Below are 16,524 nucleotides of genomic sequence, written 5' to 3'. Positions count from 1 at the left end.
GCCGGGCGCTCACTGTTTGCAATTCAGCAATGTTCGCGCATTTTCCGGCGGATTGTCTTTAGTTTGCGATGGGTGTTGCGGTGTCGCGGCTGGCCGTCAGCGATATGGCGACGTCCACTGCAAAGCCGACCGAACTCTCATCGGGATAGGCGGTTTCGCCCATACCAAAGCTGAGACGGCTGAGTTGTGTGCGCGCTTCAACGTTCGCGATCCCGTCCTGTAGTGCCAACGTAAAGGGTAGCGTTGCGGGCACTGTGATGCCTCGGATCGTGACAGTGCCATCGGCCAAATACGCGCCATCTGTCACCGTGATCGGGGCCGAAAACGTTGCCGTGGCAAAGTCGCTGGCGTTGAAGAACTCAGCCCCAAGGGCTTGGGTCGTCACACTGCCCAAGCTGAGCGAGGGCACTGAGATTGTGACGTCCACTTGGCCCGCCACGCCGTCGGTAACGGTCTCATCAAAGGTGATAGCGGCGGTCCAATCGGCGAATTGGCCGGTCACGGGCGCGCCCAATTGCGTGACGGTAATCGCGAGCGTGCCGTCGGTCACCTGCCAGTCGGAGGCGACGGCCTCCAGCTGTGGGGTGGCGGGGCCTTCTTGGTGGCCAAACATGCCCAAACCCGCCCCGACCAACAGCGCCAGACCATAGGCCGCGAAGGCCGCAATCGCGGGGCTTGCGGTGGTCGTGTGGTCGTAGTTCGGGACCTTGGGGTTGGCGCCGGGCAGCATACGGGCCAGCGTCGCGTCACGGTCGATCCACGCGTGTTTTAGGGCGCCCGCGATGTGCAGCCCGAGCGAGATGATTAGCACCCGTTCAAAGATGATGTGCAGGCTGGCGAATGTGTGCGCGAGGTCCACGTCCTTTGGCACGAACGGCAGGTTTTGCCCGAACGGCCACCAAATCGGGGCGAAGCCCTCGGTTGCGGCGTGGTGGATCCAGCCCGTCAAAGGCACCACCACGAGCGAGGCATAGAGCGCCCAGTGCACCGTTTCGGCGGCAAAAGTCTCAAGCTTGCGGTCGGGATGCAGGGGGCCGGGTTTGGCTTGGGTCACCGCCCACGCAATCCGGGCGAGGGCCACGAAAAATAGGGTCAAGCCGACGGTTTTGTGGATGGAGAACAGCGTAGCCTTGATCGCGAGCGCATCGGACGTGTCAAACGACCACCGTTGCGCCACGATCCCCAGCGGAATGACCGTGAGGATCAGAAGGGCGGTGAGCCAGTGAAAGGTCTTGGTCACGCTTCCGTAGTGTTGGCGGGTGTTTGCGGCGGGCATGGGGGGCTCCGGGTTGAGGTGGCTCTACATTACCGCACTTGAATAAAAGGAGTAGCTGCGCCAGCGCACAGACCCTGTGTGATGGGCCGCGTATGGTGCGCACGCGAGCGGGGGTGTTGTGGGGCGCGCAGCGAAACGCTAGGGAGAGGCAACGCGCCGCCAAAGGCGCAAAACGGGCAAGACCGCAGAGGAGACCCCTATGAGCAGAGCTTTCGTTTTTCCCGGGCAGGGCGCGCAGACCATCGGAATGGGGCGCGATCTGGCCGAGGCCTATCCAGCGGCGCGGGCCGTGTTTGATGAGGTGGATGAGGCGCTGGGTGAAAAGCTGTCTGACCTGATCTGGGAAGGCGATATTGCTGAGCTGACATTGACGCGCAATGCGCAGCCCGCGCTCATGGCGACCTCTCTGGCGGCGCTGCGCGCGCTTGAGGCTGAGGGGGTCGTTTTGGCGGATCACGCGGCCTATGTCGCGGGGCATTCGCTGGGTGAATATAGTGCGCTGACGGCTGCGGGCGCGTTGAGTGTGGCGGATGCCGCCCGGCTGTTGCGCCTGCGCGGTAGCGCGATGCAAGAGGCCGTGCCCGTGGGTGTCGGTGCCATGGCGGCCCTTTTGGGGATGGATTTTGAGACCGCCTCCGGGATCGCCGCTGAGGCCGCTGAGGGCGAAGTGTGTCAGGCCGCAAACGACAATGACCCCTCACAGGTTGTGATTTCGGGCCATACGGCGGCGGTTGAACGCGCGGTCGAGCTGGCCAAGGCGCGTGGCGCAAAACGCGCCATGTTGCTGCCCGTGTCTGCGCCGTTTCACTGTGCCCTGATGGGACCCGCCGCAGAGGCGATGGCCGAGGCGCTGTCGCAAGTTGAGTTCAACGACCCGGCGGTGCCTTTGGTGGCGAACGTGACCGCAAATGGCGTGAGCGATGCGACCACAATCCGGGGATTGCTGGTCGATCAGGTGACGGGTGCAGTCCGCTGGCGCGAGGGCGTGATGTGGATGGCCGCACAGGGCGTGACCGAAGTGTGGGAGATCGGCGCAGGCAAAGCGCTGTCGGGCATGATCAAGCGGATCGACCGCAGTGTCGCGACCCATGCTGTGGGCACTGCCGATCAGGCGCGCACCGTTGCACAAGGATAAGGCTGGCGCGGTCGGTACGCCCCCAAGGGGCGGCCTGCGCGTATTGAGCGGATAAAGGAGACAAAGATGTTTGATCTAACTGGTAAATGCGCCCTCGTGACGGGGGCTTCGGGTGGCATTGGCGCGGAAATCGCACGCACGCTGCATGGCGCGGGGGCTACGGTGGCTCTGTCGGGCACGCGTGAGGCGCCGCTTGAGGCATTGGCAGCTGAACTGGGTGAGCGCGCGCATGTCACGCCGTGCAACCTGAGCGATCTGTCAGCCGTGGATGCGTTGCCCAAAGCTGCTGCTGCGGCGATGGGGTCTGTGGATATCCTTGTGAATAATGCGGGGATTACGCGGGATAACTTGTTCATGCGGATGTCTGACGACGAATGGCAGTCGGTGATTGACGTAAACCTGACGGCGGCTTTCAAGCTGTCGAAAGGCGTGATGCGCGGCATGATGAAGGCGCGTTGGGGCCGGATCGTGAATATTTCCTCGATCGTGGGGGCCACGGGCAACCCGGGTCAGGGCAACTACGCGGCCTCAAAGGCGGGCCTGATCGGGATGTCGAAGTCGCTGGCCTATGAGGTCGCTTCACGCGGGATCACGGTGAACGCGGTCGCCCCCGGCTTTATCGCCACGGCGATGACCGACAAACTGACCGATGAGCAAAAAGACAAGATCAACGTGCAAATCCCCGCCGGTCGCATGGGCACGCCCCAAGAGATCGCGGCGGCTGCGCTGTATCTGGCCAGCCCCGAGGCCGGCTATGTCACGGGTGCGACGCTGCACGTGAACGGCGGCATGGCGATGCTGTGATCTAAGGCGCGCTGCGGTGGCGTCCGTGCCCGGCAAGATCCCCGGGCGCGGAATCGTTTGCGTTGGGTAAACGATGTGCTATAGGCGGCGCACAATTGCGGGGAGGGGACCCTTTCGCCGCTTTCGGGCGTATTGGCCAAAGAGCCGCGTACCGGGCCTGTGCATGGGGCTCAACACATGTAAAACGGGCAGGCGCCCCCATAAGTGAGGAAAAGATATGAGCGACATCGCTGATCGCGTGCGTAAAATTGTGGTGGAACACCTGGGTGTTGAAGAAGACAAGGTCGTAGAAAACGCCTCCTTCATCGACGATCTGGGCGCTGACAGCCTCGACACCGTAGAGCTGGTAATGGCATTTGAAGAAGAATTCGGCATCGAGATCCCTGACGATGCAGCTGAGTCGATCCAAAGCTTCGGCGATGCCGTCGCTTTCGTGACCAAAGCCAGCTAAGCGATTTCGCCTTATTTGGCGGTGAACGGCGCTCCGATTGGGGCGCCGTTTTTGTTTGTGCGGTTGGGATGAGTATTTGGGGAACAAAGGAGCCGGCGGTGTCTATGGGCCGCTTTGTGCGGATGGCCGCAGTTGGTGCCCTTGAGGGTGCGCGCGGGGCGGTGTAGGTAGGCGCTCAAACGACCTATGAGGGGGCAGACATGCGGCGAGTTGTTGTGACCGGCTTGGGGATGGTAACCCCATTGGCGTGCGGTGTCGAAGAGACATGGGCGCGGATCCTTGCGGGGAAATCTGGCGCGGGCACCATTGAGCGGTTTGACGCCAGCCATTTGGCCACGACCTATGCGTGCGAAATTCCCCTTGGTGACGGCTCGGACGGGACATTTAATCCTGATGATTGGATGGCTCCGAAAGAGCGGCGCAAGGTTGATGATTTTATTCTGTACGGAATGGCCGCGGCGACGCAGGCTGTGACCGACAGTGGCTATGTTCCTGCCGATGAGGAAGCCAAATGCCGGACCGGTGTGATGATCGGATCGGGCATCGGTGGTTTGTCCTCTATTGCGGAGACGGCTGTCTTGCTCAAAGAGCGTGGGCCGCGCCGGGTTTCGCCGTTTTTCATTCCGTCTGCGTTGATCAATCTGGTGTCCGGTCAGGTGTCGATCAAGTTTGGCTTTAAGGGGCCAAACCATGCAGTTGTGACGGCCTGTTCGACGGGCGCCCATGCGATTGGTGATGCGGCGCGGTTGATCGCGTTGGATGATGCTGACGTGATGGTCGCGGGTGGGGCGGAAAGCCCGATCTCGGAAATCGGGATCGCAGGTTTCAACGCCTGCAAAGCGCTGTCGACAAAGCGGTGCGATGACCCGCAGGCGGCCTCGCGCCCCTATGATGCGGACCGGGATGGGTTCGTAATGGGCGAAGGTGCTGGTGTTGTCGTGTTGGAAGAATACGAGCACGCCAAGGCGCGTGGTGCGAAGATTTACGCCGAAGTGTTGGGCTATGGCCTGTCGGGGGATGCCTATCACATCACCGCGCCGTCAGAGGACGGTGAGGGCGGCGAGCGGTCCATGGCGGCGGCGATCAAACGTGCGGGCCTGACGCCTGCCGATATTGATTACATCAACGCCCATGGCACTTCGACCATGGCGGATACGATCGAATTGGGTGCGGTTGAGCGGCTGATGGGATCGGCGGCAGAGAAAGCGACGATGTCGTCGACGAAATCTGCTGTGGGCCATTTGTTGGGTGCTGCGGGTGCAGTTGAGGCGATTTTCTCGATCCTCGCGATCCGTGATCAGGTGGCGCCACCCACGCTGAACCTTGAAAACCCGGCTGTGAACCCCAAACTGAGCCTTGCGCCCATGGAGGCCGAGCCGCGGGAAATCAGCGTGGCTTTGTCGAACTCCTTTGGCTTTGGCGGGACCAACGCCAGCCTCATTTTGGGCAAAGTATAACGCCAACGCCAGCGGGGCCTGCCCATGTGGAACCATATTGCCGCGAATGCGATCACGCTGTTGATCGTCGGGATTGTCGCGCTTGCGGGGCTGATTGGGTGGGGCCAGAACACTTATGTGTCTGAGGGGCCGCTGGACGAGGCGATCTTTTTTGAGGTTCCGCGCGGGGCGTCTTTGACGGCCGTGAGCGAGAGCCTTGAGGACGCGGGTGCGATTGAGAGCGGGATCATTTTCCGGCTGGCCGCGCGCTATAATGAGCGTGACGGTGATCTGAAGTTCGGCAATTATGAGATCCCGGCTCGGGCCACGATGCCGCAGATCATGGATATTGTGACGGCGGGCGGGCCTTCGACATTCCGGTATACGTCGACCTTTATCATCCGGGCCCAAGGGGCTGAGACCCGCGTTCGTGAGCGTGTGCCGGGGCAAGATGAGTTGTCGGATGTGGCGACCTTTGCCGCCGGTGAGCCGTTGCCTGAGGTGTATGCCGCTTTGGTCGCGCAGAATGTGCCGATGATCTATCGTGTCTCGATCGCTGAGGGTTTGACCTCGTGGGAGATTGTGGAGGGCCTGAAGTCCGCGCATTTCCTGAGTGGTGATGTGGATGTTGTGCCCGCTGAGGGGCTGTTGGCGCCTGATACCTACGAAGTGGTGCGTGGCACCGCGCGGGCGGATGTGTTGGCGCAAATGGCCGCCTCGCAGGAGCGGATTTTGGCCGCGGCTTGGGACAACCGTCAGGATGATATCCCGGTGACATCGCCGGAGGAGGCGTTGATCCTTGCCTCAATCATCGAAAAAGAAACCTCGGTGCCGGATGAGCGTCGGTTGGTGGCGTCCGTCTTTACAAACCGGTTGCGGCAGGGGATGCGGCTTCAGACCGACCCAACCGTGATTTACGGGATTACCAAAGGTGAGGGGAGCCTTGGGCGGGGTTTGCGCCGGTCCGAGCTGCGGGCTGCGACGCCCTACAACACCTATGTCATTCCCGCGTTGCCCCCAACGCCGATTGCGAATCCGGGGCGTGCGGCGATTGAGGCGGCGGTGAACCCCGACGAGAGCCCCTATATCTTTTTCGTGGCAGACGGCACCGGTGGGCACGCCTTTTCTGTCACATTAGCTGAGCATAATCAAAACGTTGCCCGCTGGCGTCAGATTGAGAGAGACCGCGCGAACAGCCAAAACTAGGGCTTTGCGGTTTTTGCGAATTTAGGGGATTGACCGGAGCGTACGCTCAAACACATACATTGTGCCATGCTGGAAGAAGTGGGTAAGGCGGCCCGGGAATGATACTCCCGAGGTCGCATTTTTCATGTCTGCTCGTGCGGGTCTATTTTTGATCTAGGAGCACAAAAATGACCTTTGACACCAATTCCGCAGCAAGAAGCGAAAAACTGGCCAATGATGCAGTTGCTGCATACGAAGTGGCCCGCGAAGTTTTCCTGGCGCGGATCAATGCCTTGAAAACTGCACCGACCCTTGAAGACGATGGGAAGGACGTGAACGCGATGCTCTCGACCATGAGCAAAGCGATTTCGACTGCTGTGGATCATACTAGGAGGATTGAAGATGACTTCTCCAAATCCAACGGAGGCATGTCCAACGGGACGTTCGACCTTGACAGCGCCCGTGCTGAGATCCGGGTCCGCCTGGCTTGCCTCCGCGCCGCGGGAGACGCAGGAGACGTTCCTGGCGCAACTGACTGATCATGCACTTGCGGCATTGCCTTGGCTCTTTGAGTTTTGGGCATTGCCGCACCAGATGCCGCCCAGTGGGGACTGGCGCAGCTGGGTGATTATGGGCGGCCGTGGCGCGGGCAAAACGCGCGCCGGATCCGAATGGGTTCGGCTTATGGTAGAAGGGTCCCGGCCGCTTGAGAGCGGCCGGGCCAAACGTGTCGCGTTGGTTGGGGAAACCTATGACCAAACGCGGGATGTTATGGTTTTCGGGGACAGCGGCATTCTGGCGTGCTGTCCGCCGGACCGTAAGCCGGAATGGCAGGCCTCTAAGCGCAAGCTGGTGTGGCCTAATGGTGCCGAGGCGCAGTGTTTTTCGGCCAGTGAGCCAGAGGCGCTTCGTGGGCCGCAGTTTGATGCGGCTTGGGTTGATGAGTTGGCAAAGTGGAAAAAGGCGCAGGATACTTGGGATATGCTGCAATTTTGTCTGCGTTTGGGCAACGACCCGAAGTGTGTGGTGACCACGACACCGCGCAACGTTGATGTTTTGAAGGATTTGCTGGCGCGGGAGAGCACGGTTCAGACCCATGCCCCGACCCATGCCAACCGGGCCTATTTGGCAGACAGTTTCTTGGCCGAGGTCGAGAGCCGTTATGAGGGGTCCCGGCTGGGGCGCCAAGAGTTGAATGGTGAGTTGCTGGAGGATGTGCAGGGCGCGTTTTGGACGTCTCATATGTTGGGTGCGTGTCGGGTGAAAGAGTTGCCCGAGGTGGACCGGGTGATTGTTGCGGTGGACCCGCCGGTCACAGGGCACGCTGGATCGGATGAATGTGGGATCGTCGTGATTGGCGTGACCCATCAGGGGCCGCGCGCGGCTTGGCGGGCCTATGTCATTGAGGATGCGTCTGTTGCGGCGTCTAGCCCATTGGAGTGGGCGCAGGCGGCGGTGGCCGCGATGAAGCGCCATAATGGTGATTGTCTGGTCGCAGAAGTGAACCAGGGCGGTGACATGGTCAAACAGATCGTGCGCCAAGTGGACCCGATGATCCGCTATCAGGCCGTGCGCGCCACCAAGGGCAAGAGCGCCCGCGCCGAGCCGATTGCCGCGTTGTACGAACAGGGCCGGGTGCATCATTGCGGACAGTTTTCGGAGCTAGAGGACCAGATGGTCCAGATGACGTTGCAAGGATACGCCGGCAAGGGCAGCCCGGACCGCGTTGACGCGCTGGTTTGGGCATTGTTCGAGGGCATGATCGCACCGACCACGCCCGGCGGCGCGGCAGCGATCCGGACCTTGTAGATACAGGTTATCGAACCTTCTTTTCGGGGCCCTTTGGGGCCCTTTTTTATTCGGCCAATGACGGAGACAGCTATGTTCGACTTTTTGAAGCGGGAGGGCGGGGCTGCGGCACGCGCGAACGCACCTGAACAAAAGGCCTCCGCGACGGGCAAGGTTGCGGCGCTGGCGGGGGGCGGCGTTCGGACAGCATGGAGCGCACGCGACACCGGCAGCCTGACGCGGGTTGGGTTTACCACCAACCCGGTGGGATTTCGCGCGGTAAAGTTGATTGCGGAGGCGGCGGCGGCGGTGCCCTTGGTGCTAGAGGACGGGGCGACCCGTTTCTCAGAGCATCCGGTACTGGGGCTGGTGCGGCGGCCCAATGGCGTACAGGGGCAGGCTGAGTTGTTGGAGGCTTTGTACGGTCAGTTTCTGCTGAGCGGGAATGGCTATGTCGAGGCGGTTGGTGACTTTGGCGTTCCGCTTGAGTTGCATGTGCTGCGGTCAGACCGGATGTCGGTGGTGCCGGGGAGCGACGGCTGGCCCGTTGCTTATGACTACAAGGTCGGCGCCAAGGCCCATCGGTTCACCGTAGGTGAGGTGTCGCCTGTGTGTCACATCAAGGCGTTTCACCCCCAAGACGACCACTATGGCCTGTCACCGATGACGGCGGCTGCAAGTGCCGTTGACGTGCATAACGCGGCATCAAAGTGGTCGAAGGGGTTGTTGGACAATGCGGCGCGGCCCTCGGGGGCGATTGTCTACAATGGCTCTGAGGCGGGTATGTCGATGTCGGCGGATCAGTTTGATCGTCTCTCGGCTGAGATGGAGGCGCACCATCAAGGCGCGCGCAACGCGGGCCGACCGATGCTGCTTGAGGGTGGGTTGGACTGGAAGCCTATGGGTTTTTCGCCCTCAGACATGGAGTTTCAGCAAACCAAAGAGGCCGCCGCGCGCGAGATCGCGATGGCCTTTGGTGTTCCGCCCATGATGCTGGGCATTCCGGGGGATGCGACTTATGCCAATTACCAAGAGGCGAACCGTGCCTTTTACCGGTTAACCGTTCTGCCGTTGGTAAGCAAAGTGACCGCCGCCCTTGGGTATTGGTTGGGTCTGCATGCGGAAGAACGGCTGTTCCTAAAGCCGGACCTAGATCAGGTCCCGGCGTTATCTGTTGAGCGAGAGGCCCAGTGGCGCCGCGTGGCGGATGCGGATTTTCTGTCGGCTTCAGAAAAGCGCGCGATGCTGGGGTTGCCCCCCTTGGTGGATGGTCATGAGTGATCGCAAACCCGGAGTAGGCGGATCACGGTTTTTATATGACCCTTTCGACGTCGCGAATGCCCGCATCGACGCCAATGAGCGTGTGATGGAGCAGCGCTGGGAGGGGTTGGAGTTTCGGCTCAAGTGTATCGAGGCCGCGATAGAGCGGATGGAAAAGCGCCTTTGGTTGGCCGTTTTTGGTGTTGTGAGCGTGATCCTCGCCAAAGGTATTTCTGAACTTATTCAGATTGGAGTGTAAGGCATGACGCCAGACTATGGATTGGAAACAAAGTTCGCTCGATTGGGGGAGGCCGTTGAAGTAACGGACGGGACCCGCATTGAGGGCTACGCCTCATACTTCGGTGCATGCGATCAGGGTGGGGATATCGTCCAAAGCGGGGCTTATGGTGCGTCGCTACAGGCGCTGTCCGCTGAGGGCCGTTCGGTGAAGATGTTGTGGCAGCATGATCCCGCGCAGCCCATTGGCATTTGGGATGAGGTGCATGAGGACGAGAAGGGTCTTTATGTAAAAGGTCGCCTGCTTTTGGACGTTGCCAAGGGCCGCGAGGCTGCGGCGCTGATTGAAGCGGGTGCAATTGACGGGTTGTCGATTGGGTACCGCACGCAAAAGGCCTCAAAGAATGACAAAGGCCAGCGGCTTTTGAACGAACTGGAGCTGTGGGAGGTGTCTTTGGTGACCTTTCCGATGCTTCCTACGGCACGGGTGGGCGCGAAGTCGGATGAGGCTGAAGCGTATCTTTTCCGTGATATGGCACGTGCGCTGGAAATGGCGCGCGCGCAGCTGACGACCGGGTAGCCGCGTTAGGCGAAACTGTCAGCAAGACCCCTATCAACTCTATCGAAGGACAAGACCATGACCACGCAATCAATGCGTGGGTCGGGCAGCGCAAGTGCGTCTGCCGGGACCCAAGCTGCCCGGGAAGTCACCGAGGCCCTGACGGGCTTTGTTACTGATTTCAAGGGCTTTCAAGATCAGATCACCACACGGATGCAACAACAGGAAGAACGCATTGCCATGCTGAGCACCAAAACCATGACCCATCGCCGCCCCGCACTTGAAGGCGCACAAGCGACTGACGCGCCACATCAAAAGGCACTCGATGCCTATCTGCGGTGTGGTGACGATGAGGGGCTTCGCAACCTGACGCTTGAGGGCAAAGCGATGAACACGGCTGTCGCCGCCGAGGGCGGTTTTCTGGTCGATCCGCAGACGGCTGAGACCATTCAGTCGGTTCTATTGTCATCGGCATCTATTCGGACGATCGCCAACGTCGTGAATGTTGAGGCGACGTCCTTTGACGTGCTCGTGGATCACACCGAGGTAGGTGCAGGCTGGGCCACCGAGACCGCAGCCGTCAGCGAGGGGGCTACGCCCGCGCTCGAGCGGATTTCTATCCCGCTTCATGAATTATCTGCATTGCCCAAAGCCTCCCAGCGGTTGCTGGACGATAGCGCCTTTGACATCGAAGGATGGCTTGCGGGCCGTATTGCCGACAAGTTTGCCCGCGCAGAGGCGTCGGCCTTTATCAACGGGGATGGTGTGGACAAACCCACCGGGTTTTTGACGCATCCGACCGTGGACAATGAAATCTGGGAGTGGAGTAACATCGGGTACGTGCCCACGGGCCAGGATGGTGATTTCGCGGGTACCAATGCGGTCGATGCCATTGTGGACCTCGTCTATGCGCTGGGCGCGCGGTACCGGGCGAACGCGACGTTTGTCATGAATTCCAAGACGGCGGGTGCTGTGCGCAAGATGAAGGATGCGGATGGCCGGTTCCTGTGGTCGGATGGCTTAGCCGCAGGTGAGCCCGCGCGTTTGATGGGTTATCCGGTGTTGATCGCAGAAGATATGCCCGACATCGCGTCGGACGCGAATGCGATTGCCTTTGGTGATTTCACATCAGGCTACACCATCGCAGAGCGGCCCGATTTGCGTGTGCTGCGTGACCCGTTCTCGGCCAAGCCACATGTCCTGTTCTATGCCACAAAACGCGTTGGCGGTGATGTGTCAGACTTTGCAGCCATCAAGCTGTTGAAATTCGCGGCTTCCTAAGCCCGAAACCTATCCTCCGTGGTTTTTTCTTTCCACGGAGGTGGGCGCGCGACCAAATCATCCTCGGCGCTATCCAGCCGATTTGATCCGTCCGAGCGGCGTCGAGGCCGCGCGCCCCCTTTTTCTACTCACAAAGCTGAATGCAAGGAGCGACATCGATATGATGATGGTGGAGTTAAATTCCGTGCCGAGGGAGGCCCTTCCTATTGCGGATTTCGCAGCGCACCTGCGTCTTGCTGAGGGCTTTGATACGTTGCCGGGGCAAATGCGCCTTTTGGAGGGATGTTTGACGGCGGCGATTGCCGCACTTGAAGCCCGTTTGGGTAAATACTTTTTGAGCCGTCAGTTCATTGTGCGGACCCAGAAGTGGACTGCCTCGGATCGGTTGCAGTTTCCTGCGGCACCCGTGACCGAAGTTGAGCAAATCAAGCTGGTGCATTCGGGCGCTGATGAAGTGATTGTTGATCCAAATACCTATGCGCTTCAACAGGACGCGCATCGGCCGGAATTGGTATCGCGTGTCGGAGCGTTGCCGGCGTTGAGCATGAATTCGAGTGCTGAGATTTCGGTGCGTGCAGGTTTTGCGGCGGAGTGGTCGAGTGTTCCTGCGGCGTTGCGCCAAGCGGTCATGATGCTTGCCGAAGACTTTTTTGAGCGCGATTCAAGTGTGGAGGGGAGCAATACCTTGCCATGCTCAGTCTGCCTATTGGTCGAGCCGTTTCGTGACATTCGTTTGCGGGGGCGGCCGGGATGTTGAAGCGCCAAGTCAAACTGGATCGCCGTTTGGTGCTGGAGGAGGCGAGTTCGGTTTCCGATGGTGCAGGGGGCAATACGGAAGTCTGGTCTGCGCTGGGCGTGCATTGGGCGCAGGTTGATGCGCGCACGGGTTCGGGGCGGGCGCGGGAGTTTCTGACGCGCAGCCGGTTGGGGCTAAAGATCACCGTGCGCTACGCCCCCCAAGACAGCACAACGCGCCCTAAGCCGGGGCAGAGGTTTGTGGAGGGCACACGCATCTATGCCATTGATGCTGTGCATGAAACCGGTCCGCGTGGCGGGTATCTTATGTGCTTTGCGGAAGAGGAGGTGACAACGTGAGCTACGGTTTGAGTGCTGCGTTGCAAACCGCCCTTTTCGCGGCCCTTGAGGCAGATGCTGAGTTGACCTCAATGGTCGGTACGGCCGTGTTTGACACGATGCCGACGGGCACAACACCGGACATCTTTGTGGCCTTGGGACCAGAAGACGTCGTTGAGCAAGCCGATGGGACCAGTCCCGGAGCGAACCATGATTTGCAGGTCACGGTCGTCACGACTGGCACCGGGTTCTTGGGAGCCAAGCAAGTGGCTGGGCGTGTTTCGGACATTTTGACCAACGAAAATCTGAGCTTGAGCCGGGGAAACCTGGTTCAGTTGCGGTTTCGAAAGGCGAAGGCTCGGCGCGACACCACCGACGGGTCGCGCCGTATTGATATGTGGTTTCGCGCCCGCGTGACCGACGACATCTAAGTCAAAAGGAGGTGCGCAATGAGCGTGCAAAAAGGAAAAGATCTGCTGGTGAAAGTCGATCTGGATGGAGCCGGTGTGTTTCAAACGTTGGCAGGCCTGCGGGCCACTCGGTTAACTTTCAACGCGGACACGATTGATGTCACCTCGCTGGACAGTGAGGGCGGTTGGCGTGAGTTGTTGACCGGTGGCGGTGTGAAATCAGCGGCTGTTTCTGGTTCGGGCGTGTTTCGGGATGATGCGAGCGATGCGCGGGCGCGTCAGTTGTTTTTTGACGGAGAGATGCCCGTATTTCAGGTGATAATTCCCGATTTTGGCATTGTTGAGGGAACTTTTCAGCTGACGTCATTGGAATATGCCGGAACGCTAAATGGGGAGGCTACATATGAGGTTTCGCTCGCTTCTGCGGGTGCTTTGACCTTTACGCCCGCTTGATGCGCGGCAAGGAGCGTCCGACCGCGAACCCTTGGGCTGGTGAAGTGGGTTTGATGCTGAATGGGCGGCCATTGACGTTAAAGCTGACGCTTGGCGTGCTGGCCGACCTTGAGGCGCATATGGAGACCGACACTTTGGTGGATCTGGTCGAGCGGTTCGAGTCCGGGCGGTTTTCGACCGTTGATGTGGTTGAACTGCTTTTTGCAGGCCTTCGGGGTGGGGGCTGGCAGGGCAGTCGGGACACGCTTTTGCAAGGTGATATTGGGGGTGGTCCGGTGGAGGCCACCCGTGTTGCGGCGCTTCTATTGGGGCGCGCGTTCTCCATCGAAGGGTTGAGCGGATGAGTGCATTTGACTGGAACGGTCTTTTGCGTGTCGGGCTGACGCAGCTTGGCCTGCGGCCCGCGGAGTTTTGGAACCTGACGCCGGTCGAATTGGCTTTGTTGCTAGGTCATTCGGGTGCGGAGGCTGCGATGTCGCGCGGTGCGCTCGATGCGCTTTTGATGAAGTACCCCGACGCGCCGCAACCTGACAAAAAGGATACGTCTGATGGATGATCTGAATGAAGACATCGGCACCTTGAAGGAGATGCTGGAGTCACTGCAAACCGAAGCATCTGGTGCGCAAACCGTCGTGTCGAACTTCACCCGAGAACTTGGGTCGTTGAGGGGGGAGATGACTTACACCGACAAGGAGGTCAAAAGCTTATCTCGGAGCTTTGGCTCTGGTTTGCGGTCTGCGTTTGACGGGCTGGTTTTTGACGGCATGAAGCTGTCGGATGCGTTGGAAAGTATCAGTAAGTCGATGGTCAACTCGGCCTATTCCGCTGCGATAAAGCCCGTTCAGAATGCGGTTGGTGGGGCCTTGGCCTCAGGGCTCAATTCGATTGGCTCGAACTTGAGTTTATTTGCGGATGGCGGCGCATTCACGCAAGGACGTGCGTCTTCAATCGCGGGTGGAATTGCGTCTCAGCCGACCTCATTTCCGATGCGTGGCGGTATGGGGATGTTGGGCGAGGCAGGACCTGAGGCGATTATGCCTTTGAGCCGTGGCCCAGACGGTAAACTGGGTGTGCGGACCGAAGGTGGGAGCGCAAAGCCGGTCACCGTCGTCATGAATATTAGCACCCCCGATGCGCAAAGCTTCCGGCGATCACAAAGCCAGGTTGCGGCTGAGATGAGCCGGGCCTTGGGTCGTGGGCAGCGCAACAGGTAGGAGACGGACATGTCATTTCACGAAGTACGGTTTCCCGCTGCGGTGAGCTTTGGCTCATCCGGCGGGCCTGAACGCTTGACCGAAGTGGTTACATTGGCCAACGGCCATGAAGAACGCAACGCGCCGTGGAAACACTCGCGTCGGCGCTACGACGCTGGCGTTGGGGTTCGGTCGCTTGACGACATTGAGGAACTGATTTCGTTTTTCGAGGCCCGGTCTGGGCGGCTGTACGGGTTTCGTTGGAAGGATTGGTCGGACTATAAATCGTGCCTTCCCAGTCAGGCGCCGACGTTTCGTGATCAGACCATAGGGGTCGGAGACGGTGAAACGGTCACGTTTGGTCTGTCGAAGACTTATCGATCTGGGCCGCACAGCTACACCCGGGGGGTGCAAAAGCCTGTTGCGGGATCGGTTCGTGTCGGGGTGCAGGGCGGTGAGCTTGCAGAGACCACTGAATTTAGCGTGGACTTTGATACGGGGCTCGTGACTTTTGTGGATCCACCCGAAAGTGATGCGGAGATTACTGCAGGCTTTGAGTTTGATGTGCCGGTTCGGTTTGATACCGACCGTATTTACACGTCCTTAGCGAGTTTTCAGGCTGGTGAAATTCCGGATGTTCCTGTGGTGGAGCTGCGCCTATGAGAGCGGTTGGGCAGCAGGCGACAACGCTTTGTAACATATGGATTATTCGCCGATCAGACGGCACGGTTCTCGGGTTCACAAACCATGATGACGATATCACCTACGAGGGCGTGACCTGCCAAGCGGCTTCTGGGTTAACGGGGGCCGCGCTGCAAACGTCGACGGGTTTGTCGGTGGACAACACCGAGGCCTTAGGCGCGCTACAATCGACTGTGATATGCCCCGAAGACATCATCAACGGTCGCTATGACAGTGCTGAGGTTGATGTGCTTTTGTACGATTGGAAGGCCGGTCAGCTGGTGTCCGAGCAATTCAAGGCGATGATCGGAGAGGTTCAGGTCAAGGATGGGAGTTTTGTCGCGGAATTGCGGGGCAAGTCTGATCTGTTGAACCAACCCCTTGGTCGTGTTTACCAACCGTCGTGTGATGCGGCGCTGGGTGATGCGCGCTGTGGTGTTGATCTGACGTCGCCGGAATACCGCACGGATGTGACCGTCGTGAGTGTTAAGGACCAGCGGTATGTCCGTGTGGCGGGTTTGGATGCGTATCCTGAGGCCTGGTTTGAGCGGGGGACCGTTGAGATCATGGAGGGCGGCGCGCCGATGGGGGCGACGGTCATCAAGTCCGATAAGGTTTCCGACGCTGGGCGCGACATTGAGCTATGGTTTACTCCGAACGTTGTGATCGAGCCTGGGCGTGTTTTGCGTGTGACGACGGGGTGCAATCGTCTTGCGAGCACATGCGCGGTCAAGTTCGACAACATCCTCAATTTTCGTGGTTTTCCGACTATCCCGGGTGAGGATTGGGCGATGAGCTATCCCTCTAGCCGACTGACGATGGATGGGGGGCAACTGTGATGGGTTCGACTGCGATAAGCGACAAAGTCGTTGCAGCCGCACGCACTTGGATCGGCACACCCTATCAACATCAGATGTCGTGCAAAGGCGCGGGCAGCGATTGCCTTGGTCTTGTACGCGGTGTTTGGCGCGATGTGGTTGGGGCCGAGCCGGTTCCCATCCCGGCCTATACCTATGATTGGTCTGAGGTCTCAAAGGCTGAGGTGTTGTGGAATTCTGCACGCCAAGTTTTGCAGGATGTCGATACAGAGACGCCTTTGGCACCGGGTCAGGTGTTGCTTTTTCGCATGCGCAAGACCGCCGTTGCCAAACACCTTGGTATCCTTGTGACGGTCGGGCAAACGCCGCGATTTATCCATGCCTACGCGCGCCACGGGGTCGTTGAGACCAGTTTTTCTGCGCCGTGGCAGCGCGCGCTGACAGCGCGCTTTACCTTTCCCCCTCACGCCTAGGAATTTTGCA

22 protein-coding genes are annotated in these 16,524 nt (G+C 59.7%); 21 read left to right on the top strand and 1 reads right to left on the bottom strand.

What is annotated here, in order from left to right; genetic code table 11:
* Positions 1–58 precede the first annotated feature (58 nt).
* Positions 59–1,276 carry a cytochrome b/b6 domain-containing protein gene (locus THS5294_RS04395; RefSeq protein ID WP_058122763.1) on the bottom strand — a complete coding sequence of 406 codons (1,218 nt, stop codon included), beginning with the start codon at positions 1,274–1,276 and terminating at the stop codon, positions 59–61.
* Positions 1,277–1,475: 199 nt separating this feature from the next.
* Between THS5294_RS04395 and fabD the strand changes: the two genes are divergently transcribed.
* The 21 genes from fabD to THS5294_RS04290 all read left to right on the top strand — a co-directional run bounded on the left by fabD (position 1,476) and on the right by THS5294_RS04290 (position 16,514).
* Positions 1,476–2,411 (top strand): ACP S-malonyltransferase, encoded by a 936-nt coding sequence (fabD, locus tag THS5294_RS04390; RefSeq protein ID WP_058122762.1) that lies wholly within the window; start codon positions 1,476–1,478, stop codon positions 2,409–2,411.
* 66 nt (positions 2,412–2,477) lie between these two features.
* Positions 2,478–3,215 carry a 3-oxoacyl-ACP reductase FabG gene (gene fabG / locus THS5294_RS04385; RefSeq protein WP_038002577.1) on the top strand — a complete coding sequence of 246 codons (738 nt, stop codon included), beginning with the start codon at positions 2,478–2,480 and terminating at the stop codon, positions 3,213–3,215.
* A gap of 217 nt (positions 3,216–3,432) precedes the next feature.
* Entirely contained in the window at positions 3,433–3,666 is a 234-nt protein-coding gene (locus THS5294_RS04380) for an acyl carrier protein (RefSeq protein ID WP_038002579.1), read from the top strand.
* 200 nt (positions 3,667–3,866) lie between these two features.
* Positions 3,867–5,123, top strand: coding sequence for a beta-ketoacyl-ACP synthase II (gene fabF, locus THS5294_RS04375; protein WP_058122761.1), 1,257 nt, complete (start codon positions 3,867–3,869; stop codon positions 5,121–5,123).
* Positions 5,124–5,147: 24 nt separating this feature from the next.
* A complete protein-coding gene (gene mltG, locus THS5294_RS04370; RefSeq protein ID WP_058122760.1) occupies positions 5,148–6,308 on the top strand; it encodes an endolytic transglycosylase MltG in 1,161 nt (386 codons plus the stop codon).
* Between the two features lie 167 nt (positions 6,309–6,475).
* Entirely contained in the window at positions 6,476–6,826 is a 351-nt protein-coding gene (locus tag THS5294_RS18515; RefSeq protein ID WP_038002585.1) for a hypothetical protein, read from the top strand.
* Entirely contained in the window at positions 6,753–8,096 is a 1,344-nt protein-coding gene (locus THS5294_RS04360) for a DNA-packaging protein (protein WP_052068304.1), read from the top strand. Before THS5294_RS18515 ends, THS5294_RS04360 begins: the two co-directional genes overlap by 74 nt.
* Before the next feature lie 72 nt (positions 8,097–8,168).
* On the top strand, positions 8,169–9,356 hold the full coding sequence (locus THS5294_RS04355; RefSeq protein WP_058122759.1) for a phage portal protein: 1,188 nt from the start codon (positions 8,169–8,171) through the stop codon (positions 9,354–9,356).
* Entirely contained in the window at positions 9,349–9,594 is a 246-nt protein-coding gene (locus tag THS5294_RS04350; RefSeq protein ID WP_058122794.1) for a GTA head formation protein, RCAP_rcc01685 family, read from the top strand. Before THS5294_RS04355 ends, THS5294_RS04350 begins: the two co-directional genes overlap by 8 nt.
* Positions 9,595–9,597: 3 nt before the next feature.
* Positions 9,598–10,152, top strand: a complete 555-nt coding sequence (locus THS5294_RS04345; RefSeq protein WP_058122758.1) for an HK97 family phage prohead protease — start codon at positions 9,598–9,600, stop codon at positions 10,150–10,152.
* 57 nt (positions 10,153–10,209) lie between these two features.
* Positions 10,210–11,412 carry a phage major capsid protein gene (locus tag THS5294_RS04340; protein ID WP_038002591.1) on the top strand — a complete coding sequence of 401 codons (1,203 nt, stop codon included), beginning with the start codon at positions 10,210–10,212 and terminating at the stop codon, positions 11,410–11,412.
* A 160-nt stretch (positions 11,413–11,572) separates the two neighbouring features.
* Entirely contained in the window at positions 11,573–12,169 is a 597-nt protein-coding gene (locus THS5294_RS04335) for a head-tail connector protein (protein WP_058122757.1), read from the top strand.
* Positions 12,163–12,507: a head-tail adaptor protein gene (locus THS5294_RS04330; protein WP_058122756.1), complete on the top strand. Its 345-nt coding sequence runs from the start codon at positions 12,163–12,165 to the stop codon at positions 12,505–12,507. The genes THS5294_RS04335 and THS5294_RS04330 overlap by 7 nt, the downstream gene beginning before the upstream one ends.
* A complete protein-coding gene (locus tag THS5294_RS04325; RefSeq protein ID WP_058122755.1) occupies positions 12,504–12,917 on the top strand; it encodes a DUF3168 domain-containing protein in 414 nt (137 codons plus the stop codon). Before THS5294_RS04330 ends, THS5294_RS04325 begins: the two co-directional genes overlap by 4 nt.
* Before the next feature lie 18 nt (positions 12,918–12,935).
* On the top strand, positions 12,936–13,349 hold the full coding sequence (locus tag THS5294_RS04320; protein WP_058122754.1) for a phage major tail protein, TP901-1 family: 414 nt from the start codon (positions 12,936–12,938) through the stop codon (positions 13,347–13,349).
* Positions 13,349–13,693, top strand: a complete 345-nt coding sequence (locus THS5294_RS04315) for a gene transfer agent family protein (RefSeq protein ID WP_038002602.1) — start codon at positions 13,349–13,351, stop codon at positions 13,691–13,693. Before THS5294_RS04320 ends, THS5294_RS04315 begins: the two co-directional genes overlap by 1 nt.
* Complete coding sequence (locus THS5294_RS04310; protein ID WP_038002603.1) at positions 13,690–13,905, top strand: rcc01693 family protein; 216 nt, start codon at positions 13,690–13,692, stop codon at positions 13,903–13,905. Before THS5294_RS04315 ends, THS5294_RS04310 begins: the two co-directional genes overlap by 4 nt.
* On the top strand, positions 13,898–14,563 hold the full coding sequence (locus tag THS5294_RS04305; RefSeq protein ID WP_038002605.1) for an RcGTA-type gene transfer agent tail tape measure protein: 666 nt from the start codon (positions 13,898–13,900) through the stop codon (positions 14,561–14,563). Before THS5294_RS04310 ends, THS5294_RS04305 begins: the two co-directional genes overlap by 8 nt.
* A 9-nt stretch (positions 14,564–14,572) precedes the next feature.
* Positions 14,573–15,205, top strand: coding sequence for a DUF2460 domain-containing protein (locus tag THS5294_RS04300; protein ID WP_058122753.1), 633 nt, complete (start codon positions 14,573–14,575; stop codon positions 15,203–15,205).
* Positions 15,202–16,062: a phage/gene transfer agent baseplate hub protein gene (locus THS5294_RS04295; protein WP_058122752.1), complete on the top strand. Its 861-nt coding sequence runs from the start codon at positions 15,202–15,204 to the stop codon at positions 16,060–16,062. Before THS5294_RS04300 ends, THS5294_RS04295 begins: the two co-directional genes overlap by 4 nt.
* On the top strand, positions 16,062–16,514 hold the full coding sequence (locus THS5294_RS04290; protein WP_058122751.1) for an NlpC/P60 family protein: 453 nt from the start codon (positions 16,062–16,064) through the stop codon (positions 16,512–16,514). Before THS5294_RS04295 ends, THS5294_RS04290 begins: the two co-directional genes overlap by 1 nt.
* The last annotated feature ends 10 nt before the right edge of the window (positions 16,515–16,524 follow it).

This window comes from Thalassobacter stenotrophicus, assembly GCF_001458315.1.
Taxonomy (GTDB): domain Bacteria; phylum Pseudomonadota; class Alphaproteobacteria; order Rhodobacterales; family Rhodobacteraceae; genus Thalassobacter; species Thalassobacter stenotrophicus.
Note: the sequence above shows the minus strand (reverse complement) of the source record. Positions and strands in the feature narration are given on the sequence as shown.

Coding starts and splice junctions, on each gene's coding strand:
- THS5294_RS04395 (WP_058122763.1), bottom strand. CDS start 1,276: ATGCCCGCCGCAAACACCCGCCAACACTACGGAAGCGTGACCAAGACC.
- fabD (WP_058122762.1), top strand. CDS start 1,476: ATGAGCAGAGCTTTCGTTTTTCCCGGGCAGGGCGCGCAGACCATCGGA.
- fabG (WP_038002577.1), top strand. CDS start 2,478: ATGTTTGATCTAACTGGTAAATGCGCCCTCGTGACGGGGGCTTCGGGT.
- THS5294_RS04380 (WP_038002579.1), top strand. CDS start 3,433: ATGAGCGACATCGCTGATCGCGTGCGTAAAATTGTGGTGGAACACCTG.
- fabF (WP_058122761.1), top strand. CDS start 3,867: ATGCGGCGAGTTGTTGTGACCGGCTTGGGGATGGTAACCCCATTGGCG.
- mltG (WP_058122760.1), top strand. CDS start 5,148: ATGTGGAACCATATTGCCGCGAATGCGATCACGCTGTTGATCGTCGGG.
- THS5294_RS18515 (WP_038002585.1), top strand. CDS start 6,476: ATGACCTTTGACACCAATTCCGCAGCAAGAAGCGAAAAACTGGCCAAT.
- THS5294_RS04355 (WP_058122759.1), top strand. CDS start 8,169: ATGTTCGACTTTTTGAAGCGGGAGGGCGGGGCTGCGGCACGCGCGAAC.
- THS5294_RS04350 (WP_058122794.1), top strand. CDS start 9,349: ATGAGTGATCGCAAACCCGGAGTAGGCGGATCACGGTTTTTATATGAC.
- THS5294_RS04345 (WP_058122758.1), top strand. CDS start 9,598: ATGACGCCAGACTATGGATTGGAAACAAAGTTCGCTCGATTGGGGGAG.
- THS5294_RS04340 (WP_038002591.1), top strand. CDS start 10,210: ATGACCACGCAATCAATGCGTGGGTCGGGCAGCGCAAGTGCGTCTGCC.
- THS5294_RS04335 (WP_058122757.1), top strand. CDS start 11,573: ATGATGATGGTGGAGTTAAATTCCGTGCCGAGGGAGGCCCTTCCTATT.
- THS5294_RS04330 (WP_058122756.1), top strand. CDS start 12,163: ATGTTGAAGCGCCAAGTCAAACTGGATCGCCGTTTGGTGCTGGAGGAG.
- THS5294_RS04320 (WP_058122754.1), top strand. CDS start 12,936: ATGAGCGTGCAAAAAGGAAAAGATCTGCTGGTGAAAGTCGATCTGGAT.
- THS5294_RS04315 (WP_038002602.1), top strand. CDS start 13,349: ATGCGCGGCAAGGAGCGTCCGACCGCGAACCCTTGGGCTGGTGAAGTG.
- THS5294_RS04310 (WP_038002603.1), top strand. CDS start 13,690: ATGAGTGCATTTGACTGGAACGGTCTTTTGCGTGTCGGGCTGACGCAG.
- THS5294_RS04305 (WP_038002605.1), top strand. CDS start 13,898: ATGGATGATCTGAATGAAGACATCGGCACCTTGAAGGAGATGCTGGAG.
- THS5294_RS04300 (WP_058122753.1), top strand. CDS start 14,573: ATGTCATTTCACGAAGTACGGTTTCCCGCTGCGGTGAGCTTTGGCTCA.
- THS5294_RS04295 (WP_058122752.1), top strand. CDS start 15,202: ATGAGAGCGGTTGGGCAGCAGGCGACAACGCTTTGTAACATATGGATT.
- THS5294_RS04290 (WP_058122751.1), top strand. CDS start 16,062: ATGGGTTCGACTGCGATAAGCGACAAAGTCGTTGCAGCCGCACGCACT.